Genomic DNA, 23119 nt, shown 5'->3' with positions numbered 1-23119 from the left:
ATTTAGAAAGAATAATTGCCGACACGGATAAAGTAACTGTAATCCGACAGATTCCTCAACTCTTTAAACGAATCCTTGTCAACAATTCTATTCAATCCCATATACAGGACCATTGACTTGTAGACGAACCTTACCGCAGGTTCAACCACAAACTTATCTACATCAAGTTCTGCCAAGGGGCTGTCTTCAAAGTCATGGTAATAAGCAGCAAAAATCCAGGCACCTAGATGTTTTCCATGGACTCCACCATTAGCTCGCAACATACCATATTCGTGGGAAGACAACTCACGGTTATACCATTCCGTCGACCAAGGGGTTGCCTGAGCATGCAGACGGTAAGCCAAATCCAGCGGGCCGCATTCGAACGACTTGGGGGAAACATAGCCGAAACCATCTTCGTGATAGCGTTCAATTCCACCGGCAACACCAATACCCAGCGATACGTTGGGGTGAGGCGAATAGACCAGGCGACCATCAACAAGAATCTTCCAATAGATCGGCACAAGGTCCATGATGTCAAATCGATAACCGATAGATTCCATACCAGCCATCACATCAACACCGGCACCATCTTCAGCAAACCACCCAGATTCACCAGACGATTCATAAGAGTAATGAAGCATGGGAGAAACCGGGTATGTTACGACTTCACCATTTCTATAATGCAAGGTGTCCAGCTCATAGGTCCTGCTTCCAAAAAGAAATTCTGCAGCAATCTTCTGGCGAGAATCTATTTCGTAATACATGGACAAGTTCAGATCCATACGTTCTTCATGGCCGACTTTTAAATTCCAGGGAAGACTGTTGTAATATGACCGCAGCGGTTGCAATCTAAGGAAAGCGAAATCCAGAGAAACGCCCCAACCGAGTCCCAACAATTTGGAAATATCAAGACGAGGCATCACACCATAGGAATTTCCACCCCAGAATCCAGCCAGAGTCAATTGCAGTTCCACATGATCAACATAGCGAACAGAGCCTTCGGCATAGGCTTGGGGGCCAACTACGTTCGAGCCAAAACCGCCCACAGCAAGATCAAAAGTCGGATGCGATACCGTCTCTACAAACAGATCCCCCGTTGCACCCATAAAGAAATCCAACGAGTCATAAGCCGGATTTTTCAGAATAGCTCCGGCAAAATTACGAGGGCCAGCCAAACCCGTATCCGCCTCGTTCCAGTAAGACCGCACAGCTGCATGAATAGACGAACGTAAACTGTCTAGCGACGGAGAAAAACGGAACCAGGATTTTGCAGCCGGTCTACGTCCATTCCCATAATCCACCTTGCGGGAGGACAACGCCGGGTGAGAAGTACGTCGCTGTTCTACGGCAGAAAAACCCGCCTGAATCCAGGCATTACGAGAAGTGTCAGAAATGGCATGGGAGCGAATTATCACCCCCGGCTGATTGGACAGCTGCGCAGATTCCATCTTACGAAGCAACCGATTCCGCACATCTCCGACAGGGGGATTTCTAAGAGGATCCGCAACAACGATAATAGACAATTCATCTAACCGATCTTCTGCAGGCAAGGCGTAAAACGGACAAAGTTCACCGGAAGCCCGCTTAACAGAAACATCACCATCGTTCCACCACAACGGCAGGGACTTTATGATTTCATCAACAGAACCCGAACGAAATTCCGCCGTGGCGTTCTCATCGCAACCCACCAGCGAAAACGGGCGTGCATATTGAATCGGCTGTCGATACAGACTTTCCTGAAACCTCAACTTGGCCAAAGCTCGTCCAGAAGGAACGGAGTCTCTCACAAGGGGCTTTCTATTTTGAACAAGGTGACCGTCATCAGTCCTTGAAACAGAAAATCTTTTTCTCAACGAAGGAATTCCATCTTCCGACAAGGCCCATTCAAAAGCGTCACCACCTTCCTGCGAAAGGCCGGCGGTTTCCGCAGTCAAATTACGTCCCACATAAGGAGCGATGGTAGAGTCCAGCATGATTCTCTGGATTTCATCTGGAGACACCCCCTTCGCCCACAGGGCACCAACCCAGGCGCCCCATGACGTAGCCACGACAGAATCCACAGGAATTCCAAATTCTTCTATAGCATACAGAACACCTAGATGATACCAGGGAGAATGATCTCCACCTCCTAAATACAATACATTCTTGACCGTTTTAGGCAACGCCGGAGTCACCACTGCAGAAGAATCATTCACAATGGAGGCAGACGAAACAGAATCAGACGAAACCGGGCCCGCCAAAGCCGAATCCGTCGCAACGGAATCCATGACCGCGGAACCACGGGAAACAGAATCTACGGAAGAGGAATCCGTAAGAGCCATTTCCTGTGTTTCATCAAAAGGTAGCACGCCTTCCTGAGCGAAAGCTTCCGCTCCACCCCAAAAGGACAACGACAAAAAGGCGGCAAAAAATGCCGCCCCGTTTAAAGAGCTGAATGCGTTAAGCCATGCGCGCAGGGTTAGCCGCATACTTGGCAGCCTCCTCTTGCGTTACATAACCGGCTTTTACTAATTCCACAAGGCAGTCATCCATCAACAACATGCCGTCAGCGGCAGAGGCCGCAATAATCGAGGGCAGGGTATAATGTTCGCCATTACGGATTCTTGATGCCACGTTCTGAGTACCGTAAAGAATTTCCCATGCAGGAACAGCACCATTACCTTCTGCGGCAGGAACAAGACGTTGCACGACAACGGCCTTGAGAACCGAAGCCAACATGTTACGAGCCAACCCGCGATTTTCCGGAGTTTCCGAAGAAAGCAGAGCCTCCAGCACGCCAACCGTATTGCCCGCAGAAACATTAAGGACAACCAGGGCGCCGGCTTCCGCAGCTTTCAGAATAGGAATCAAGGACATGCCTTCAAAATCCCCAAGCCAAATCAAATCAGTGCCGCTACGAAGTGCCTGGGCAATCTTGCTCTGGACATCACCTCGGGAGTCTTCAAGCACAAGGCTGTCGCCTCTTTTTACCTTCAGCTCTTCCTTGGGATTCAAAAGGCTAACACGCAAAATTTTGGATTGGCACAAGGCAGACACATAAGCGGTAGCTGTAGTTGTCTTGCCGCTACAGGCGGGACCGCCAAACACAACAAGACCGCCACTCAAGCTGAGAAGGCTAGACAGCATTTCAGGAACGCCAAGGGCAGAAAAATCCGGACAATCCTCAAGAACGGGGCGGAACACCGCCGTATTCCCGAGAGCGGCACGGCAGTAGCGAACTCTCCAGCGGGAATTGCACCAGGGGCCACCAAGAATCATTCCGGACTCTCCGTCCATAGATCCCAAAAATTTTCTAAGCGTTCCAAATTCCGTTGCCGGAGCATCGGGAATGGCACAAACCTTGCCAGCCAGGCGAACCGCAGCAGGAGCACCTTCGGTAATAATCACTTCACTAGCTCCGACCTGCAGAGCGTAATCCAACAGAGAATCAATTTCTGTAGCCATCACAAACCTCCATTAATTTGTCGGACGATAAGAAGCGAAACGACGACTATCGCAAGCACGTTTCCAAGCTTCTGCACCTTCAATGTAACCAGATTCAACGCACTTCTGCAAGGAATCATCCAAGGTAATACCTTGATCCTTCTGGCTCGAGATTGCCGCAGCCACCTGAGACACATCACCACGGCGTAACAAGTTGGCCATGGGAGAAGTCATCTTCATCGCTTCTGCAGCCAGGATCAAGCCCTGATTCTGGACGATGGGAATCAAGTGCTGAACGATAACACCCTTAAGCTGGTCAGCCAGAGTATTGGCAAAAGCAGTACGGTTGCTTTCGGGAACAGAAGACAGTAATCGAGAAAGCAGGGCGTGTACATTATTGCCATCCGTTACGGCAAACACCAGAGCGCCAGAATTAGAGGCACGCAACAGCAAGTCCAGTTCCTCGGCTGTTTCCAGGTGATCAAATAAAATTACATCGGCACCGCTGGCCATGGCGAGTTCAACGCCTTCAATACCAGAACGCACATGGAGTCCCACTTCACGTTGAGCGATGGCACCACGAGGATTCTCCAGGAGACGTTCAATGGGCTTTTCAATCGTCTGGATGTATACATCACGGTTTGCGGCAATAGTCGACGCAAAAGTCGTCATGGTCGTGGAACGACCACTTGCTGCAGGGCCCGCAATCAAGACAAGACCGCTTGTCAAATCCGCAAACTGGTTACAGAATGCCGGCAGATACAAATTCTCAAGGCTTGCAACTTCCGAGGGAATCACGCGAATGGAAATGCTAGGCGTGGTTCCGTTCCAGGTAACCGTAATGCGGGCTCGACCAGCACCCGCAAGACCAATAGTCTTGCTGAAGTTCTTGCCGACAATAATCTTGTAACCGTCAGAGAAACCCACAACAGCTTCATTCAGGCGGTCGTTGATGCGATCCAGATCCAGAACAGCTTCCGACGCAACGAACAGCCCACCGGATTGACGCATCACAACGGGACGGTTTGCAAACAGGTAAATATCCGTCGCATTAAACTTTCGGGCGAACGCAATCAGCTGAGACAAATTCGTCATTGGACGGATGGTCTCGGGAGCTTCAACAGCCTTACCCTCTCCAGTAGCCACGGCAAAACGAGCCGGCAACTTGCCATCATCCTCATCTTCGGCATTTTCATCATATTCTGTCTGAACCTGCACCGTGCTGATACTAGTAGCCTCAAGCCCCGTCACAGTCTCCACTTCCATATTGGTCGTAGAAGTCGTTTCTCCGTAAGGATTATTGCCTTCAATCTGAAGACCACCGGCATCATCCGAGGCAGAAGCAGAAGATTCACCAGGCTTCGAAGCCATAGTCCGCATAGACGGTGCGGAAACCTTCGCCGAGGTTGAAGATGCGGGAGCTTCCGCAGCAGGCGCAGCAGCATTTTCGGCAGCAGCCTTGGCTTCCAAATTCTTGACGAAGGCCAAAAGTTTGATGTACACAGGAGGCTGTAATACCCCGGCATCAACCAATACCTGGCCAATATCCTTCTTGTCTGTAATTTCGCCCCAATGGGCCTGAATCTGAGCCTCGGACACCACCTTATTGTGAACGAGGACCTTTGCCATATACTGATTTCTCATAGGAAATCCCTCCGGCTAAACCACCAGCTAGCGATGGCCAAGAAAACACCCACATAGCCAACGGCGTACACAGAATTCCAGAATACATACATATCCGGAAGAGCCACGCCATGAACCACGTAACTTGTAACATTATAACGATAAAGGCCCGGGAAAACCGCGTGAATGACAACGGCAGCCTTTTCGAAAACTGCAGTAGAAGCCCCACTCATCTCGCCCATACGGCTAGCAAAGCGGACCTGTTCCAAAAGCTGATTGCTCAAGTGTCCCGCAAAATAGACACCCAGGGTAAACAGGGCGCTAAGCACAGTGCTGCTAAAGCTGCTGAACAACAAGGCCACCGCAATGACCACAGCCATCTCGCAGAAAATCAGGTAGATCGCAGTAAGCAGACTCAAAGTCGGCTCAGACCCGGTAGCCAGAAGCATCAGATAATAAATGCAAGTCAGGAGAGCCAGATGCACAGCCACCACAGCCAGCAGCCCAAAGTACTTGCCAACAATAAAGGAGGCTCGACTAATGGGCTTAGACAACAAGGTCAACACCGTACGTCCCTTGATTTCCTTCTGCACCAGGCTGATACCCACAAAAATGGAAATCAGGAGACCAGAAAGGCTCATAACAGAAAGGGTTGTAGACTTGATCACGTAAGAGCGGTCAAAAACAGACCATTCACCAAGCACAATGCTGAACAAGGTGAGCGCGATAGCCAAGAAACCGATATTATAAAGAATCTTGTCGCGAATGGATTCGCGGAAGGTATTGAGGGCAATAACGCCAATATGCTTAAACGTCTGCACGGGCAATCTCCTCTGTCAAAATATCTTCAAGACTGGGGCGCTTGTGTTCCATGCGTTCCACAGCGATTCCCTTTTCTAGGCAGTAGCGCAAGAGGCGATCACGAGCGGCATCATCAGCACAAATGCATTCCTGAGGATGACCTGCAGGGGTTACGCCCTCGGGCAACTCCGACTGGAGGATACCCTGACGGGTACGAACGTGGTATTCAACGCCGCAAGATTCCGTAATCTCGTCTACGGTACCTTCACGAACAATCTTACCATCTACAATCATGGCCACACGATGGCTGATACTTTCCACATCGCTGAGCAAGTGGCTGGAGTAGAAAATCGTCACCCCATCCTGGTTCAGCTGCTGGATTGCACCACGAACGTCACGACGGCCCATAGGATCGAGGCCGCTCATAGGTTCGTCCAGAATCAAAAGTTTGGGCTTACCGAGAATAGCCTGGGCAATTCCTACGCGCTGCATCATACCCTTTGAATATGAACGGAGGCGGCGGTCAATCCAGTCCTTGTCGGCATGCAAAAGTTCCAAGGCCCACTGAATACGCTTATCCAGTTCAACCCCATCCAGACCAACAAGCTTGCCATAGAACTTCAGAAGTTCTCGTCCAGTCAAGTAATCATAAAAATACGGCTGTTCAGGAGAATAGCCCAAAAAGGTACGACTCTTTACATCGCGGGGGCTAATACCGTTCACCAGCACCGTTCCGGAATCAAAATTCAAAAGACCGGTCAGCACCTTGATGGTGGTAGACTTTCCGGCACCGTTAGGGCCAATAAAACCATAAACTTGACCCGGTTCCACAGAAAAGCTTACGTCCTTAAGGGCGAGCTTCGGTTTCATCAAGAAACCACTGCGGTAGGTCTTGTGCAAATTCTCAATTTTTATCATAAAAATCTCAATCTAGTCTCGGGGACCAAAAGCCTTTTCTTCGGCCTCTTCAATCATGCGGCGACGTCGCTCCGCCTTTTCCTTCTTATTGATGACGAAATAAATGGCAGCACCAACAAGATATACCACAACGCCAGAATAGAAAATAGGATTGATCGACTGACCTTCAAGGCCAGGAAACAAATTCAAAATTACACTATGCCCAAACAGGCTTAGCAGTACAAACACGATGCCAAGTCCACGAAGTACATAGGTCGCAATCACAATTTTTCGCATTTTAACCTCAATAACACCGCAATTTGCTTGCGGCTCTTTTCTTCCTTGAAAAATACACTTTTAAAAAAGGATTGCAAACGAGAACATCCCTGAAATATGGGGAAATCGGGCAAAAAACTGCAAACTGGATAAAAATCCCCGGTCTGCCGCGAGACCGGGGATTAAGGGTTTCGATTGGAGGAGAACAAAGAACCTGTTTTCTAGATCCGTCACACGACGCTATAGAGAATAATGGCAAGTACCTGGCCACTCAAAATACGGAGCAGCATTGTTAACGGATACACAGAAGCATAGCCCACATTTACAGCTTCACTTCCAGAAAGGCCATTGGCAAAGGCAAGTGCCGGAGGATCGGTCATGGAACCAGCGATGGCACCGCACAGGCTCAGGTAATTTACCTTGAAAACAAGCTTGCCCACAATACCCGCAACCATCAAGGGGATAAAGGTAATAAGTGCGGCAAGTCCCATGTAGTAAAAACCATCTCCCTTCAGTAACACGTCAAAGAACTTGATACCGGCATTGAGACCGACGCAAGTCAAGAACAAAGTAATACCAAGTTCTCGAAGCATCAAGTTTGCGCTTGCCGCCATAAAGAAATTCAGAGGGCCAATCTTACGAACTCGGGAAAGGATGATGGCAATAACCAGCGGGCCACCAGCAAGACCAAGTTTCAGCGGGGTCGGCATTCCAGGAATGGTCAGGGGAATAGATCCAACGATAATCCCCAGGAAAATTCCAACGAAGGCGGGAATAATTTCGGGATGTTCAAGAGCCTTCAGGGAATCACCCAGGAGCTTTGCTGCAGCATCTATACTTTCGCGAGGACCGACAACAAGAATCTTATCGGCAAATTTCAGACGGAGATCCAGACGACCCGTAAACTTGAATTCACCACGCACGACACGGCTTGCAGTCACACCGAAACGTTCAAGAGCCAGTTCGCCCAAAGATTTGCCCAGGACTTTCTTATTGGTCACAAGGATGCTTCGAGTTTCAAACTTGGAATCGTTTTCGGTAATCGGCTTCGACAGGCGGGTACCGATAATCTTTTCCATTTCGGCAACTGCTTCAGGGAAGCCCACAATGTGGAGGCAGTCGCCCTGCTGCAATTCCACCTTACCGTCGGGCATAGAAACATTGCCGTCGCGAAGGAGACGGGTAATAACAACGCCACTGGAGCGGATTCCCGGGATTTCCTTAATCTTGGAACCCAACAGATTCTTGTTATCCAGAGAAAGGCTGCAAGAAACGATATCCTTGCGGGTCGCTGCGATTTCAGAAGCATAATCATCTGCAGACTTTTGCGGATCCTGTCTGAAGAAGATTCGAATAAGAATCATGACCAGAATGATTCCGAGAACGCCAAACGGATATGCAACAGCGTACCCAATGCCCGTCAGGGATGTGTCTGCCCCGGCCGCGACAAAGGCTGAATTTGCGGCTCCTAGGGAAGGCGTATTTGTGACTGCGCCACAAAGCATTCCAATGAGCACGGGTACGTTGTTATGCATATCCGTAAAGAAGTAAAGGCAGAGGGTGACAATCACACCCATAAGCACAACGCTTACCGCCAAAATGTTAAGTACAAGGCCGTGGCGGCGGATGGAGTCAATAAAACCAGGCCCCACCTGCATACCAATGGTGTAGACAAAAAGAATCAAGCCAAATTCCTGCATGAAGTGCAGAACATTCGGTTCAATGCGCAAGCCCACATGGCCCATCAAGATACCGACAAACAGGGCTCCCGCGCCGCCCAGGCTAACACCCTTGACCTTGATCTTTCCGATCATAAGGCCCACGGCAGCGGTGAAAGAGAGCACAACAACCTGCTGCGCTACAGAAGTACCGATAAAGAGATTAATTAGCCATTCCATATGTTTGATTGTATATTGATAAATGTTTAAGTGCTACTTCTTGATGCAACGAACAGAGTAGGCGATACTCTTGCTGAAATGTTCGTAGGAGATAGAATCATCCTTGATTCGAACCATAGTTCCGCGGGCATCGTCATAAGAATCTGCAGTCCAGAAGCTGGCGCTGACACCTTCATCGGCAAACTTACCGTTACTAGCATAGCGATAACCGGCATTCAAGACATTAAGAACTTTAAGATCAACACCTTCAAAATCTGCCTGAGACGGCAAAGCCCAACCATCGGGACAAATTGTATTGGCGGACTCATAAGGATAGAGACGTCCATACTTTTCGCAGTTTTCATGATTGCTTCCATAGCAGAAGCTAGAATCAGAATCAAAGCGAGCCAGGTTTTCTGCCATCCAGACCTTATTACCAGTCTTTACGGTCTTGTAAGTTTTTTCCTGGCAAGTAAGAGTATTTGCAGACTCATTATAGTTGCAGGCATTGGCCTTGTCGCAGGCGGTGAAGGTAAAGGCGGCAAAGGCTACAACGGCCATGGCAGCAACAAACCTGAGCTTCATAAATCAATCTCCTTAAGAGTTTTTTGACGATTAGAATTTTAAGAGCTCTTTTTACGGCGCCAAATCTAGAATCAACATTCCAGTTTGACTAATAATTTCTTCATATCACATTGATAATTTTTTTTGATGATTACATAAAACTTTCATCAAATTTTATGATATTTCAATAATTAAATATTATCAATTAAAAACCTAGGAAATAGAAGACATAAGTTTTATATTTATTATTGATGGAACTGACTCAGCTTAAATACTTTCTAGAAGTGGCACGCACTGAGCACGTCACTCAAAGCGCAAAAAACCTTTGCATCGTCCAGCCAGCTCTCACCCAAGCCATACACAAATTGGAAGATGAGCTCGGTGTAGCGCTCTTCAAGACATCCGGCAGAAACATCAAACTTACAGAAAGCGGAAAATTCTTTTACGAAAAGATGCTCCCCCTTTACGCCAACATGATGGAGTTGCCCGAACAACTGCGAGCCACAGCCAACAAGCAGAACAACAATGTCAAGCTGAACGTTCTTGCGGCATCAACATTAATTACAAATGCCGTCATTGAATACAAGCAGAACAATTCCGACATAAACGTAGACCTTATCCAAAATGAAGAAACAAACATCTTCGACATTTGCGTAAGGACATACGCCACCTACAAACCGGAACTGGATAATACAAATAGCGACAAGACTTTCGTCCATTCCGAAAAAATTTTCTTGGCCGTTCCCAATACAGCCCAATACAAAAAGCTTAGTTCCATTTCCCTTCTCGATCTAAAAGATGAAAAATTCATCAGACTCTACGGATCCAAGCAATACCGCAAAATCTGCAACGAACTTTGCGACAGAATCGGCTTCCACGCCAATGTCACTTTTGAAAGCGACAACGCAACCGCAATCAAGGAAGCTGTCGCCGCAGGTATCGGAGTGGGATTCTGGCCAGAACTTTCCTGGGGAAAGATGGATCACAAAAAGATTAAGCTCCTTGAAATTACGGACACCGAATTCAAGCGAGATATCGTGGTTTCCTTGCGACGCAACAAACAGGACAATTCCAAGACGGAGCAATTCTACAACTTCTTGACGAAATACATTCAGCAGAAGCAGACCCGCAAACGGAAATAGCAAATCGTTCAAACAATCTCATCCAAAAAAAGTGCCCCACCTTGGTGGAGCCTTTTTGATTTTATACAACGTTTTGCAACGTTAGGTATGTTAACCCTTAGTATGAATCGCAGCAGAGAATTCAGCAAGGAGTTTCGGGTCCTGGACCTTTTCCCATAGGGTGCCCGTCACGATGATATTTGCACCGGCAGCAACACGGACAGCAGCCGTTTGCGGGTCCTTAATACCGCCACCAGTAATGATGGTCATTTCGGTTGCCTTGCGGGTGTAGGCAATATGTTCTACAGGAACGGGCTCTTCGGCGCCACTACCTGCTTCCAGATAGACATAGCGCATGCCCATGAGTTCTGCGGCAATGGAATTCACCATACTGAGCTTAGGCTTGTTAGCAGGTACCGGCATGGTATTGCTGATATATTCAACTGTAGTACGCTTGCCGCTATTGATCAACTGATAAGCCGTAGGAATGGCTTCCATGTTCAGGGCACGAACCAAGGCACCACCACGAACCTGTTCATCGATCAGGTAGTTGGGATTGCGGCCACTAACCAAGGTCATGAACAGCATGGCATCAAAACCAGGAACAACTTGAGAAGCGCCACCCGGGAACAGGACAACGGGAAGATCCACATTAGCCTTAAGAGCAGCCACCTGTTTCGGCAAGGTGAAATTACCCAAATAGGAGCCGCCTACCAGCAGCAGGTCTGCGCCATTTTCAGCAGCCATGGCACCAGCCTTCACAAAGGCAGTCTCGTCTGATGTATCAGGATCCAGCAGCACCGCAAACAACGCACCGCGCTTTTCGATTTCTGCATTCAAACGAGCTTCAGTCTTACCGATTTTCATAAAACGCCTTAAAAGTAAAAGTACAGGTTCAATATAGAACTTTTTACCTTTCTAGCATACTCCTTTCGCGTGCAACACGCCATTTAGAGAGTTTTAATGGACTCTCACAGAAGAACCGCCAGCACGAACCAGATAGCTCCCCTGACCAAGGTTTTCCAGATCAACCTTGCGACTAAAGCCTCGACGGACCTCGACCCCATTCAAATCAAAAACAGTCCAACGCATATCTCTTGAAAGTTCTACGGTTCGTGTAATTCCATCATAGTGCATACCAGCAACGGATTTCACAGCAGAAATTCTTTCTAGAGAATCGCCCTCGGCTTCAGCCGCCTTAGAAAATTCGATGTTCCCGACCAGCAATTCCCCAGATAATCCAGAAGCAGTTACATAGAAATCCTGCACGCCTTTCAGCTCAGGCAAATCGGAGCACTTTACGCTAACCCACTTGGAATCCCCACAAGACGTGGGAAGATCGCACTTGGAAATTTCATCGCCCTTTTTGCTTTCAGTTCTAATGGAAAGTGATCCTCCAGCACAATTCTTCACTTCTACATGAACAGCAGGACCTGTAATAGAATCCGTAATGACATTCTCATAAATGGCGTAACCGCCATCCTTGATTGCCATCTGGTCATTTTCATCTAGGCGAAGGCGAATACCATTATCAAATCCATTTGCAGGAATGGTATCGCGAATAATGCGGAGGAAGTCCAGTCGATCCAGTTCCCCATAGCTTTTGCCCTTGGTAATTTCAACAAAGTTACTGCCACGTTTCAATTTGGCGGGAATATAGACCACAGACTTTTCTGGGAATTCACCCCAGGCTCCAGTAATGGGCAGTTTCACTTCGCGGGTTACGCCGTTAACATCCACAAAGTGGGAACCTTCATCGGTCCAGTCATTGGCGTAACGATAGCGGATCAAGTAATCGCCAGCCTGAGGTATAATCATCGGCAGACGAATACGGCTGTCAGGTTCATTGATGTAGCCAACATACTCGCCGTTGGAAGCCTTGGAACTGCTTGAGATTTCCACGTTGCTGAGAATTCCATGTTCCGCTTCGGCACTCAAATAACGTCCCAGAAACGGCTGACCGAGTTCAGGCCAGTTGTCTTCCGTATAGACAATGTCGCGAACCTGGATCTTAGCTCGACCAGTATCGTTCTTATCGTAGTAATGATTCACAAAGCGCTGACGATTAATATCTTCAAAAGCTTCGCCACCGGCAGGTCCGTAATAGCGTCCGTAGCGTTGCAGCAAAATGGTTCCACCACCTTTCAGGGCCTGATTTCCGGAACGGTCCAGGTAAGGTCCCGTAATGGAATTAGCGCGGTTCACAACAGTCTTGTAGGAATTTCCATCAAGGTTAGCACCTGTCTTGCAGCAGTTATCCCAAGCCGTAAACAAGAAGTACTTGCCATTATGTTCAATGAGGCTAGCCCCTTCTACACCGGCACCACCACGGTTGGCGATATTAATTTGTTCCGCCCCCTTGGTCACCTTGCCTGTTTTCTCGTCAAGTTCAATGATGTGGATTCCCGTACCCCAGGAGCCAAAGGCCATCCAGACCTTGCCTTGAAGGTCCTTTAGCACCGCCGCGTCAATGGCATTATAAGCGTCGTTCTTTACGGTATGAATCACCTCGCCCTGGTCCGTCCAACCATAACCAGGTTTCGTGGGATCGATTTCCTTGCTGGACATAAAGCCCATACCGGAAGAACGGATCCCCATTTCGGAACCGCAATAGTACACGCGGTATTCGCCACCAATGAAATGTATATCCGGCGCCCAGATATCGATCATGTTTGGCGCATAGGTATAAAGCCATTTCTCGAACTGGGGCATGGCAGGTTCGCCTTTTTTCCAGTTCAAGGCATCTTCGGAAGTCTGCATCAGCAGATGGTTGTCCGTAGTCATCAAGGCGTACCCGTCTTCATAACGGATAATGTCCGGATCATGGCCGGCCCACTGAGTTTCCTTGGCATACCAGTCAGCAGCCACGGCAGAAGAAACTGTAGATAAAAATGCCAACGCAAAAGCAGGTGCGTTCTTGGTGTACCCAAATCTCATATAGTCCATCCTTTCCCTAATCCACAAATAAATATAAACAAAAAAGAATCGCTAACCTGTAAATCCTATGCAAAAAAAACAGACCCCCGCATTTCTGCAGAGGTCTTGTTTAGTAGGAAGTAAAGAGTGAACAGTTATGAGCGTTGAGCTAGAGTTAGGCGCCTTCGGCGCGATTATTTACCTCAAAGGAGTCCCTCATACCTGCTCTCTCGTCTAATTAGCCCAGCTTTGCACGGATCCAGTTGTTGGCGTCCTTGATAGCTGCGGAAATCTTTTCAGGTTCACGGGTACCGGCCTGAGCACGGTCCGGACGGCCACCGCCCTTACCGTTACATGCTGCGGCAAGATCACGGACCATGTCGCCAGCCTTGATGCCCTTAGCCTGAACATCCTTGCCCACGATAACGGCGATGGAACCAGCACCGTTTACCTTGTTAGCAATGACAGCCACGGCACCCTTGTCCAGCTTGTTCTGGATACCGTCCAGGAGTTCCTTGTACTTATCTTCCGGCATATCGAATTCGCGAACGTAGAGCATGACACCCATGACGTCGAGGCCGCCATTCAGAACGTCGCCAGCGATCATTGTTGCCAGTTCCAGCTTCACGGACTGGAGAGCCTTTTCAAGGGACTGTGTCTTTTCGAAGGACTGCTGGATACGATCCAGAACTTCGGCATCCTTACAACGGAGACGATCGCGGAGAGCATTTACAATCTGAGCGCCAGCACGGAGCATAGACATAGCACCGCGGCCAGTGACAGCTTCGATACGGCGGACGCCGGCAGAAACGCTGGATTCGCTAATGATCTTTACCATGCCGATGTTACCGGAATTGGAAACATGCAAGCCACCGCAAAGTTCCTTGGAGAATTCTTCGCCAGCGGCACCCATCTTCACAACGCGTACGGTATCGCCGTACTTTTCGCCGAAGAGAGCCATAGCGCCAGAAGCCTTAGCTTCGTCCACGCCCATGACGTCGGTATTCACCGGCAAGCATTCCATGACCTTAGCGTTGACGATGTCTTCCACCTTCTGAATTTCTTCAGCGGTCATGGCGTTGAAGTGAGTAAAGTCGAAACGGAGGGAATCCGGAGTCACCAAGCTACCCTGCTGCTGCACATGGGAACCAAGCACTTCGCGGAGAGCGGCCTGGAGCAAGTGGGTTGCAGAGTGGTTGCGACGGATGTCCATACGACGTTCGTTGTCGACGGTAGCCATGAACACACCACCCATGGTCTGTTCGTTAGCTTCACCCTTCACCACCTTGGCGCGGCAGAGAGCGGTGTCGTTCACCTTGACAGTATCAAATACGCTCAGTTCCAAGTCGGCAGAAACCAGCATACCCTTGTCGCCAACCTGGCCACCCATTTCGGCGTAGAAGGGAGAAGTCTCCAGAACGATGGAAAGAACACCCTTGTCTTCGCGATAGCGGACAACCTTAGTTTCGCAAGCGGACAATTCGTAGCCAACAAAGTTGGTGGAAGCTTCGGAGTACTGGGTCCAGCCTTCGGTACCCATGGTGTTGATGCCCTGCTTCATGTTGGCGCGGGCACGTTCCTTCTGTTCTTCCATGCACTTTTCAAAACCGGCTTCATCAATGGTGAGGCCCTTTTCTTCGGCGAGGATGCCAGTGAGGTCCGGCGGGAAGCCGTAGGTATCGTAAAGCACGAAGACCTTGTCACCCGGCACAACCTTGGCAGAACCCATTTCGGTAACGATGGCTTCGAAACGTTCGAGACCTGCATCCAGAGTCTTGATGAAGCGGTCTTCTTCGCTCTTGATCACTTCGGTCACGAAAGCCTGACGCTGACGGATTTCGGGGAAGGCTTCGCCCATGGTATCAGCAAGAACCTGGACCAGCTTGTAGATGAAAGCTTCCTTCTGGCCGAGCAGACGAGCAAAGCGGCTTGCGCGGCGGAGAATACGACGGAGCACATAGCCACGACCTTCGTTAGAGGGCAGAGCGCCATCAGCAATAGCGAAGGAGACTGCGCGGATGTGGTCTGCAATCACGCGGTGGGGGGTGCCGTTTTCGTCGTCAGTGTAAGGTACGCCGGAAAGTTCAGCAACCTTGGAAATAATCGGGGTGAACACGTCGGTGTCGTAGTTGCTACGCTTGCCCTGGAGGATAGCGCAGATACGTTCGAAACCCATACCGGTATCAACGTTCTTTGCCTTCAGCGGAATGAGGGAGCCGTCGCTGATACGTTCATACTGCATGAACACATTGTTCCAGATTTCGATGTAGCGGTCGTTTTCGCCGTTCACGCCCAGGATAGGATCCTTGAAGGTTTCCATCTGGGTAGCAAGGTCGCCGCGGTCGTAATGAATTTCGGAGCAGGGGCCACAAGGACCGGTGTCGCCCATTTCCCAGAAATTGGAGTGAGCGTCGAAGCGCATGATGCGGTCATCGGGAAGACCGGAAACGTCCTTCCAGATCTGCCATGCTTCGTCATCATCCTGATAGACAGTTGCAAAGAGACGTTCCTTGGGGAGCTTCCAGACTTCGGTCAAGAGTTCCCATGCCCAACTAATAGCTTCCTTCTTGTAGTAGTCGCCGAAGGACCAGTTGCCCAGCATTTCGAAGAAAGTGTGGTGGTAGTTGTCACGACCCACAACGTCAAGGTCGTTATGCTTACCAGAAACGCGGAGGCACTTCTGGCTGTTGCATGCACGCTTCCAGCCCTTGGGATTGTCACCCAGGAAGATGGCCTTGAACTGGTTCATACCAGCATTGGTGAACATCAAGGTGGGGTCATCGTGAGGAACCACGGGAGAGCTACGGACGAACAGATGATCCTTGCTCTCGAAGAACTTAATAAAAGATTCGCGCACCTGCGCAGAAGTCATAGTAGGCATATTGTGTCCCTTATTGTTTTTTCGGCGGAAAAGATAGAATTTTAGCGCACGAATTCGAGGACTCTTGTTCTAGGGATGCATATAAAAATGCCCCGAGTCTTCTCGACGCAGGGCATTATCTAGAGAGGATTCAACAAGAAGGGCTTTTACTTGGCTTCGCGAGTCATAAGAAGCTTGCAGTATCCATCTTCCACGACCAAGTTTTCCTTTTTCAACATGACGTGTTCCATTTCCCAGTTACCGGCAGACCAGCGAGAGGCATCCAGTTCACCGTCAAAGTTGTCAGTCCAGGATTCAGTGAAGGTCTTTGTTGCAGTGTCGTAAGAATAGACTCGAACATAGTCAATCCACTGAGCGACCGGACCATCAGCCAATTCAGCGCCAGTAAACTTGCCAACCCAGGATGTACTCTTGGAAGCCCACAAGTTGAAGCGCAAGGACTGTTCCTTAGTCATAAATTCGACCTGTCCCTTAGTCATTCCCAGAACATCACGACGGACCTCGACACTATCAATTTCCCAGGAAATATATTCCGGAGTCCAGACCATGGCAAATAGGTGGAAATCTTCAGTAGCGTTGAAACCAAAGCCAGTCTTCGTTTCGGAAGTTTTCTTAGGATTCTTACGGCCACCTTCCACATCCGCTTCACGGGTAATCAAGTTAGCCTGCCACATGCCGGGATTAACACCAAGAACTTCAATATCAATTTCATTCCAGGGTTCATCGCCCAACATATAGGACGGATCATAGTAAAGGAACATGGAACTTACAGAACCAGGAATGGAGACCATCTTCATTCGAGCCTCAAAACGACCATATGTAAACTGATCCTTTCCAGTCAGTTCAGCCCCGTAATAATTATAGCTGTCAAAATCGGCCACTTCGACGGAAGCGTTGTTTGCATAGGTATTTTCAATCGTCAGGCGATAAGGTTCAGAAACCACCGGAGTTTCGCCGGGAGTCACAGGGGTTTCACCAGGAACCACAGGGGTTTCACCAGGAACCACGGGAGTTTCGCCAGGGACCACAGGGGTTTCACCGGGGACCACAGGGGTTTCGCCAGGATCCACGGGAGTTTCGCCAGGATCCACGGGAGTTTCACCGGGGACTACGGGAGTTTCACCAGGATTTGCGGGATCGTCCACGTTTCCAGAGGGATTCATAACAGCGCCCGAATCTGTCGGACTAGAGCTATCATCAGAACATGCAGTAAATGCGCAGAACATTACGCCTGCAGTGAGGAAGGGGAGAAGGATTTTGGATTTCATGTTGTACCTCGCTGTTTCTTACATGATTTAATATACCCTTCTGTGCCGCTAATAGCCAATAGACTTGAATATCAATAATAAATTTAGTGTATCAACAGAATCAAAATATCTAACTTTTAAAAACAAAAAAAACGCGGAACACGTCCGCGTTTTTTGCTTTGACAAAACCCGTTTGTCAGCCCTTAACAGAGTCAGACATAGAGAACATGGGCATGTACATTGCAATCAAGAGGCCACCCACGGCACCACCCAGGAACACGATGATCAAGGGTTCCATCATGCCCACCACGCCATCCACTGCGGCATCCACTTCTTCGTCGTAGAAGTCTGCAAGTTTCAGGAGCATGCCGCCAAGGTTACCGGTCTTTTCACCCACGCCCGTCATCTGAATCACCATGGGCGGGAACAGGTTGCATTCGGCCATAGGTTCCGCAATGGATTTACCACCAGCAATACCGATGGAAATTCGACCGATGGCACGTTCCACAACTTTATTCGAAACAGTAGAGGCCACAACCTTCAAAGAATCCATCACAGACACACCAGCATTAAGCAAGGTGCCCAAAGTTCTAGCAAAGCTTGCAGTCGTGGACTTGATCTGAAGGTCTCCTAGCTTAGGAATTTTAAGCATCAGACCATCCCAGGCATACTTCGCCTTAGGAACTTTCATCGCCAACTTATAAGCCACAATGAGAATGACCACAAAAATACCCAGGAGCAAACCATTATCGCGCAAGAAGTCAGAAATGTTCATCACCACCTGTGTGGGAGCAGGAAGTTCAGCATCAAGAGCGGCGAACTGAGCGGCGAAGGTGGGCACCACGAAAGTCATAAGTGCAATCACCACCAAGATACCCACGATGATCAACATGACCGGGTACGTCAAGGCTTTCTTCACCTTACGCTTCAGACGTTCGCCGTTTTCAAGAGTTTCGGCCAAACGGGCAAGAATGCCATCCAGAATACCACCAGCTTCACCTGCGGCCACCATGTTGGTATACAAGGTCGTAAAAACCTTAGGGTGCTGCGTCAGCGCATCAGCCAAGGAAGAGCCACCGTTAATCGACTGAGTCACCTTATGGATCACAGTTTTCAATTCAGGATTTTCGCACTGTTCTTCCAAAATGTTCAAGCACTGAAGCATAGGAAGACCGGCAGAACTCATAGACGAGAACATACGGGTAAAACGAGAAATATCGGCGGGCTTAATGCCAGAACCAATATTGATCTTGATTTCCATGGGCTTCTTTTTCAAGCTCTCGATAATCAAGCGGCGACGCATCAAGAGGGCTTCAGCTTCTGCCTTATCCTTCGCCTCAATGGAGCCTTCAAATTTATTACCGGCGCTGTTGGTCGCCTTATACAGGAATTCTGCCATAACTTACTACACTCCTTCCTTCACAAACAGCTGTTCCAGCTGATCCGGGCTGGGGGAACGAGACAAAGCTTCAAAGCGGTCCACCTTACGATTCTTAACCAAGTCGCAAAGACACATGTTCATGGTATTCATACCGAACTTCTGACCAATTTCAATCATGGATTCAATCTGGTGAACCTTGTCGTCACGAATCAGTGAACGGATACCCGGTGTGACGTTCATGATTTCGTATGCCATTACACGGCCACCGCCAATCTTCGGTACCAAGGTCTGACAAACAACGCCCTGAAGCACAAAGGAAAGCTGAGTTCGAACGGTCTGCTGTTCACCCTTGGGGAAAGCATCCACCACACGGTTAATGGTCTGCACACAGGAGTTGGTATGCAGGGTTGCGAAAGCCAAATGGCCCGTTTCAGCAATGGTCAATGCAGCACGAATAGTTTCAAGGTCACGCATTTCGCCGATAAGCACCACGTCAGGGTCCTGACGGAGAGCCATCTTAAGTGCGCTAGCAAAGCTTACGGTATCACTTCCCACTTCGCGCTGGTTAATCATACAGTTCTGATGCTTGTGCAAAAATTCGATAGGATCTTCCACAGTCAAAATGTGATCGTGACGTTCCTTGTTAATCTTATCGATCATTGCAGCCAGGGTAGTAGACTTACCAGAACCCGTAGCACCGGTCACCAGCACAAGGCCAGAGGGACGCGTCGTAAATTCAGCCAGAATTTTCGGAAGGCCAAGATCCTTAAAGGTCTTGATTTCCAGCGGAATAATACGCAAGGCAATCGCCACGCAACCACGCTGCAAATACGCATTGGCACGGAAACGAGCCAAGTTCGCAATACCAAAGGAAAAGTCGCATTCCTTGTTCTGTTCAAAAGACTTCTTCTGACCTTCGTTCATCAAACTATAGGTCATTCGCATAGTTTCATCCGGTTTCAGCTTGGTTTCACCAATAGCCGTAAGATTACCATGCAGACGAATAAGAGGAGGAGCTCCTGCTGTCAAATGCAAGTCAGAGCCACCACGTTTCACCATTTCAGCGAGAAGATCTTGAATATTGTATGCCATATCCAAGAATATAACATTATGTGCAAGTTTTTTTCACCCTATTTTTATCAAAATTCTTCCAAAAAACACTATTTTAAGGATAGTAGAATGAAAAAGTCTGGTTCCATAATAAAAATGATAATGTTTTCGCTGGCCACCTTATTGGTAGCCTGCGGTCATGATTCATTCCAGACCATGCCTTCAAAAATTTCAGACTTCAAGGGGATCCTCATCGGGCAAAAGGACAGCATCACAAGCTATCGGACGCAAAAAGGAGAGGCAACCCTTATAGTCCTTACGGCATCATGGTGCCCCGCCTGCCAGGCAGAAGTTCCCAGCCTCAAGGAAATTTCCCTAGACTACACCAACAGGGGGCTTAAAATTCTGCTTATCAGCGAAGACGACTCCCCCACTATAGCAGCCCGATACAAAAAGAAGGCGGAACTCCCCTGGACAATGATTCACTGGAATTACGACATCATGAACGCCTTGGGAAATCCAGGCGTCCTTCCAGTCAGCTACCTCGTCAACCAACAAGATAGTATCGTCAAAGTGAACGTGGGCATTTTCGACAAAAAAGAAATGCGATATCAACTAGATAAAATTCTGCGCTAGGCAACAGGGCTGGGGAACAAAATCACATCGGCGATTTCTTCCTTACCCATGGCAAGCATAAACAAACGGTCCAAGCCCAACGCGACGCCAGAACAGGCAGGCATGCCTGATTCTAGACCGGCCAAGAAATGTTCGTCGATCGGAGGCAGAGGCTTACCCATGGTCTTGCGGATTTCCAGGTCAGCATCAAATCGTCTGCGTTGCTCCACAGCGTCTGTCAGCTCGGTATATCCATTACAAAGTTCCACCTGATCTACAAACAATTCAAAACGCTTTGCCCAGGTGAGTCCTTCAGAATCCACATAGGTTTGAGCGAGAGCTGCCTGAGAGGGCGGATAATCCAGAATAAATTCAGGTCCGTTACTTGCAAGAGCCGGTTCAATTATAAAGACCATCAGATAATCCCACCAGTCTTCGCGGGACATGGACTGCATTTCGGGAACAGGAATTTCGCGAGTGCGGCAAGCCTCGGCAAAGTCCCCGAGATTTTTGCAGAAAGGGTCAACGCCGGCATAATTTTTAAAGGCATCGATCCAGCGGGTGCGACGAGCGTTTATGGGCTTTCCGAGAATTTCACTTACCAAAGCTTCCACTTCGTCCATCAGTTTTTCTTGAGGCCAGCCAACGCGGTACCATTCCACCATACTGAACTCATTGTTATGATGGCTTCCGAATTCATCTTTACGGAAAGATTTTGCAATCTGGAAAATGTCGCCGAACCCGGCAGCCAGCAATCGCTTCATGTGGAATTCGGGGCTAGTCATCATGAAACGCAAAGGCTCACCAGCGGCACCCACCTGAAAATAATCCAGCTGGGGATCCGTTCCACCAGCGTTAGAAAGAGTGGGCGTTTCTACTTCAAGAGAACCTCGAGCAGTAAAGAATTCGCGGACCTTGTTCATCAGGGATTGACGTTTCAGCCAATTCTCTCGAGAACAGGTGGGAGCAAACGAAACGGGAGCCTTACCATCCATCATATTATTCTTCCGTAGAAGCGGCATCACCGCCGGCAACAGGATTCATGACGCAACGGACAGACATGGAGAAAGCCTTGTCCACTGGCATAGAGGAAACTTCCTTATCGGTGCTGAACATAGATCGAGCCACACCGCGGCCATCACCAACGTCAGCATCAGTCCAGAAGTATGCGCCCTCACCCTGAATGACAGAGATGTTATTCTTGTTGACATAACCGCCAAAGAGAACGGTAAAGGCGTAATCGTCAGAGCCATTGCTACGAAGTTTTTCGGCAGCTACATTGGCACCGCCGGCATAAACTTCCAGCATTTTCCATTCGTCATCAGTAGAAAGGTGAGAACCTTCGGGGCAAGCCGCCTGAGCTCCATCATAGGAATAGAGACGTCCGAAGACCTTGCAGTTCTCTTCTTCTCCGTCATAACATTTAGACTTGTCTTCCATGACGTAAGCCAAGTTCTGTACAAACCACTTGGTACCATTAATGTCCTTCACCTTGTAGCTCTGGTTATCACGCGGATCCACAAATGTTTCAAAAACAGGGCAACGGGCTTCAAGTTCCTTGGAAGCTAGGATGGAATCCACCTGAGGTTGCCACATATAGCAGAAGCGGAAAAGCTCGCCACCGGGAAGAGCGGAACTGTCGGCCTTGTGCCTGTCAGCCCACTGGTTCACGTAGGAAACGCTGATTACAGAAGAATCGGGAATCGAAAGACCCTTGGCATTAGCCTGCATCAATTTTGCAAAAGGTTCCGCAGCGGACATGGGGACTTTCCAGAAGCCATCCACGATTCCATTACGGAGAGCCTCGTAAAGGGGAGACGGTTTAGAAATGGTGATCACCGTATCCACATAATGTTCGGGAACAGCATCGCAAACCGGTTTATGCTCCACGCCACGCAGGGTATCTGCCTGAGCCCAGCATTCCTCGATGCAAGCCTCGCGAGCCTTACCTTTCTTCGCGCAAGGAACCCAGAGGGTCGTGTCCACCTGTTCCTTCACAGGCTTCGCGTAAGCCTTAGTTTTCAAGGCGGACTTTGCCACGGAACCAAGAGTTTCAATGGCATTTGCATTTCCTGCCGTAGCATCGGCAATCAATTTGTTGGTCACCTTGAGACATGTTTCCATGTCCTTGCCATTGGAGCAGGCCTTGACACCATAGCCATACACAAACTGGTTGGGGCAACTTTCAAAAGATTCACCAGGCATGGCCTTAAAAATCTTTTCATAAACTTTTACGGCATCGTTGGGGGAAAGTTCACCGCAGTAAATTTCCTCAACTTGACCTTTTTTCACCATCTTCTGCACAGTAGCCACATCGCCTGCATCCACAGCGTCACGAAGTTCCTGTTGGGCAAAAGCAGTCGCTGCAAAAGACAATGCAAGCCCGGTCATAACAAAAATGTTTTTACGTCTATAAACCATACCAATAACCCTTTAATTTTTTTCAGCCCCAAATATACAAAACA

Annotated in this window: 18 protein-coding genes; 2 read left to right on the top strand and 16 right to left on the bottom strand. The window is 48.8% G+C overall.

Features of this window, described 5'->3' with window-relative positions:
• Window positions 1–2: 2 nt before the first annotated feature.
• The 8 genes from B7992_RS11290 to B7992_RS11255 form a co-directional block, all read right to left on the bottom strand.
• Window positions 3–2450, bottom strand: a complete 2448-nt coding sequence (locus tag B7992_RS11290; RefSeq protein WP_088666300.1) for a patatin-like phospholipase family protein — start codon at window positions 2448–2450, stop codon at window positions 3–5.
• Window positions 2422–3426, bottom strand: coding sequence for an ATPase, T2SS/T4P/T4SS family (locus B7992_RS11285; RefSeq protein ID WP_088666299.1), 1005 nt, complete (start codon window positions 3424–3426; stop codon window positions 2422–2424). The genes B7992_RS11290 and B7992_RS11285 overlap by 29 nt, the downstream gene beginning before the upstream one ends.
• A gap of 12 nt (window positions 3427–3438) precedes the next feature.
• Window positions 3439–5049, bottom strand: a complete 1611-nt coding sequence (locus B7992_RS11280) for a type IV pilus twitching motility protein PilT (protein ID WP_083537908.1) — start codon at window positions 5047–5049, stop codon at window positions 3439–3441.
• On the bottom strand, window positions 5046–5849 hold the full coding sequence (locus B7992_RS11275) for an ABC transporter permease (RefSeq protein WP_073157621.1): 804 nt from the start codon (window positions 5847–5849) through the stop codon (window positions 5046–5048). The genes B7992_RS11280 and B7992_RS11275 overlap by 4 nt, the downstream gene beginning before the upstream one ends.
• A complete protein-coding gene (locus B7992_RS11270) occupies window positions 5836–6747 on the bottom strand; it encodes an ABC transporter ATP-binding protein (protein WP_073157624.1) in 912 nt (303 codons plus the stop codon). The genes B7992_RS11275 and B7992_RS11270 overlap by 14 nt, the downstream gene beginning before the upstream one ends.
• Before the next feature lie 12 nt (window positions 6748–6759).
• Complete coding sequence (locus B7992_RS11265) at window positions 6760–7023, bottom strand: hypothetical protein (RefSeq protein ID WP_073157627.1); 264 nt, start codon at window positions 7021–7023, stop codon at window positions 6760–6762.
• 209 nt (window positions 7024–7232) lie between these two features.
• Window positions 7233–8900 (bottom strand): putative transporter, encoded by a 1668-nt coding sequence (locus tag B7992_RS11260; protein WP_073157630.1) that lies wholly within the window; start codon window positions 8898–8900, stop codon window positions 7233–7235.
• Between the two features lie 33 nt (window positions 8901–8933).
• The gene (locus tag B7992_RS11255) at window positions 8934–9464 is read right to left on the bottom strand and encodes an FISUMP domain-containing protein (RefSeq protein WP_073157633.1); all 531 of its coding nucleotides are present in this window, start codon (window positions 9462–9464) and stop codon (window positions 8934–8936) included.
• A 230-nt stretch (window positions 9465–9694) separates the two neighbouring features.
• Here B7992_RS11255 and B7992_RS11250 point away from each other — a divergent pair, with 230 nt between their 5' ends.
• Window positions 9695–10585 (top strand): LysR family transcriptional regulator, encoded by an 891-nt coding sequence (locus B7992_RS11250; RefSeq protein WP_073157636.1) that lies wholly within the window; start codon window positions 9695–9697, stop codon window positions 10583–10585.
• A 90-nt stretch (window positions 10586–10675) separates the two neighbouring features.
• Here the strand turns inward: B7992_RS11250 and B7992_RS11245 are convergent, their stop codons facing one another.
• From B7992_RS11245 to B7992_RS11220, 6 genes are all read right to left on the bottom strand, one after another.
• Window positions 10676–11431: a geranylgeranylglyceryl/heptaprenylglyceryl phosphate synthase gene (locus tag B7992_RS11245; RefSeq protein WP_073157638.1), complete on the bottom strand. Its 756-nt coding sequence runs from the start codon at window positions 11429–11431 to the stop codon at window positions 10676–10678.
• 93 nt (window positions 11432–11524) lie between these two features.
• Complete coding sequence (locus B7992_RS11240) at window positions 11525–13501, bottom strand: family 43 glycosylhydrolase (RefSeq protein ID WP_088666304.1); 1977 nt, start codon at window positions 13499–13501, stop codon at window positions 11525–11527.
• A 217-nt stretch (window positions 13502–13718) separates the two neighbouring features.
• Window positions 13719–16361: an alanine--tRNA ligase gene (alaS, locus tag B7992_RS11235; RefSeq protein WP_083538371.1), complete on the bottom strand. Its 2643-nt coding sequence runs from the start codon at window positions 16359–16361 to the stop codon at window positions 13719–13721.
• A 146-nt stretch (window positions 16362–16507) separates the two neighbouring features.
• The gene (locus B7992_RS11230; RefSeq protein ID WP_249506287.1) at window positions 16508–17629 is read right to left on the bottom strand and encodes a family 16 glycosylhydrolase; all 1122 of its coding nucleotides are present in this window, start codon (window positions 17627–17629) and stop codon (window positions 16508–16510) included.
• Window positions 17630–17804: 175 nt separating this feature from the next.
• Window positions 17805–19007, bottom strand: coding sequence for a type II secretion system F family protein (locus B7992_RS11225; protein ID WP_073157647.1), 1203 nt, complete (start codon window positions 19005–19007; stop codon window positions 17805–17807).
• A 6-nt stretch (window positions 19008–19013) separates the two neighbouring features.
• A complete protein-coding gene (locus tag B7992_RS11220; protein WP_073157650.1) occupies window positions 19014–20081 on the bottom strand; it encodes a type IV pilus twitching motility protein PilT in 1068 nt (355 codons plus the stop codon).
• 87 nt (window positions 20082–20168) lie between these two features.
• Between B7992_RS11220 and B7992_RS11215 the strand changes: the two genes are divergently transcribed.
• Window positions 20169–20675, top strand: coding sequence for a TlpA disulfide reductase family protein (locus B7992_RS11215; protein WP_073157653.1), 507 nt, complete (start codon window positions 20169–20171; stop codon window positions 20673–20675).
• Here B7992_RS11215 and epmA read toward each other — a convergent pair.
• Both epmA and B7992_RS11205 read right to left on the bottom strand, forming a co-directional pair.
• Entirely contained in the window at window positions 20672–21652 is a 981-nt protein-coding gene (epmA, locus tag B7992_RS11210; RefSeq protein ID WP_249269440.1) for an EF-P lysine aminoacylase EpmA, read from the bottom strand. The genes B7992_RS11215 and epmA overlap by 4 nt on opposite strands.
• A 1-nt stretch (window position 21653) precedes the next feature.
• Window positions 21654–23045 (bottom strand): FISUMP domain-containing protein, encoded by a 1392-nt coding sequence (locus B7992_RS11205; protein ID WP_249269439.1) that lies wholly within the window; start codon window positions 23043–23045, stop codon window positions 21654–21656.
• Window positions 23046–23119: the final 74 nt, after the last annotated feature.

It is taken from the genome of Fibrobacter sp. UWH1 (assembly GCF_002210365.1).
Lineage (GTDB): Bacteria > Fibrobacterota > Fibrobacteria > Fibrobacterales > Fibrobacteraceae > Fibrobacter.
The sequence above is the reverse complement of the archived record's forward strand: the minus strand, read 5'-3'. Positions and strand labels throughout refer to the sequence as shown.

Bases quoted from the DNA above. Each gene is read 5' to 3' on its own strand.
- B7992_RS11205 (WP_249269439.1), bottom strand. From the start codon at position 23,045: ATGACCGGGCTTGCATTGTCTTTTGCAGCGACTGCTTTTGCCCAACAG.
- B7992_RS11290 (WP_088666300.1), bottom strand. From the start codon at position 2,450: ATGCGGCTAACCCTGCGCGCATGGCTTAACGCATTCAGCTCTTTAAAC.
- B7992_RS11215 (WP_073157653.1), top strand. From the start codon at position 20,169: ATGAAAAAGTCTGGTTCCATAATAAAAATGATAATGTTTTCGCTGGCC.
- B7992_RS11225 (WP_073157647.1), bottom strand. From the start codon at position 19,007: ATGGCAGAATTCCTGTATAAGGCGACCAACAGCGCCGGTAATAAATTT.
- B7992_RS11220 (WP_073157650.1), bottom strand. From the start codon at position 20,081: ATGGCATACAATATTCAAGATCTTCTCGCTGAAATGGTGAAACGTGGT.
- B7992_RS11260 (WP_073157630.1), bottom strand. From the start codon at position 8,900: ATGGAATGGCTAATTAATCTCTTTATCGGTACTTCTGTAGCGCAGCAG.
- B7992_RS11255 (WP_073157633.1), bottom strand. From the start codon at position 9,464: ATGAAGCTCAGGTTTGTTGCTGCCATGGCCGTTGTAGCCTTTGCCGCC.
- epmA (WP_249269440.1), bottom strand. From the start codon at position 21,652: ATGATGGATGGTAAGGCTCCCGTTTCGTTTGCTCCCACCTGTTCTCGA.
- B7992_RS11245 (WP_073157638.1), bottom strand. From the start codon at position 11,431: ATGAAAATCGGTAAGACTGAAGCTCGTTTGAATGCAGAAATCGAAAAG.
- B7992_RS11270 (WP_073157624.1), bottom strand. From the start codon at position 6,747: ATGATAAAAATTGAGAATTTGCACAAGACCTACCGCAGTGGTTTCTTG.
- B7992_RS11250 (WP_073157636.1), top strand. From the start codon at position 9,695: ATGGAACTGACTCAGCTTAAATACTTTCTAGAAGTGGCACGCACTGAG.
- B7992_RS11240 (WP_088666304.1), bottom strand. From the start codon at position 13,501: ATGAGATTTGGGTACACCAAGAACGCACCTGCTTTTGCGTTGGCATTT.
- B7992_RS11280 (WP_083537908.1), bottom strand. From the start codon at position 5,049: ATGAGAAATCAGTATATGGCAAAGGTCCTCGTTCACAATAAGGTGGTG.
- B7992_RS11265 (WP_073157627.1), bottom strand. From the start codon at position 7,023: ATGCGAAAAATTGTGATTGCGACCTATGTACTTCGTGGACTTGGCATC.
- alaS (WP_083538371.1), bottom strand. From the start codon at position 16,361: ATGCCTACTATGACTTCTGCGCAGGTGCGCGAATCTTTTATTAAGTTC.
- B7992_RS11285 (WP_088666299.1), bottom strand. From the start codon at position 3,426: ATGGCTACAGAAATTGATTCTCTGTTGGATTACGCTCTGCAGGTCGGA.
- B7992_RS11230 (WP_249506287.1), bottom strand. From the start codon at position 17,629: ATGAAATCCAAAATCCTTCTCCCCTTCCTCACTGCAGGCGTAATGTTC.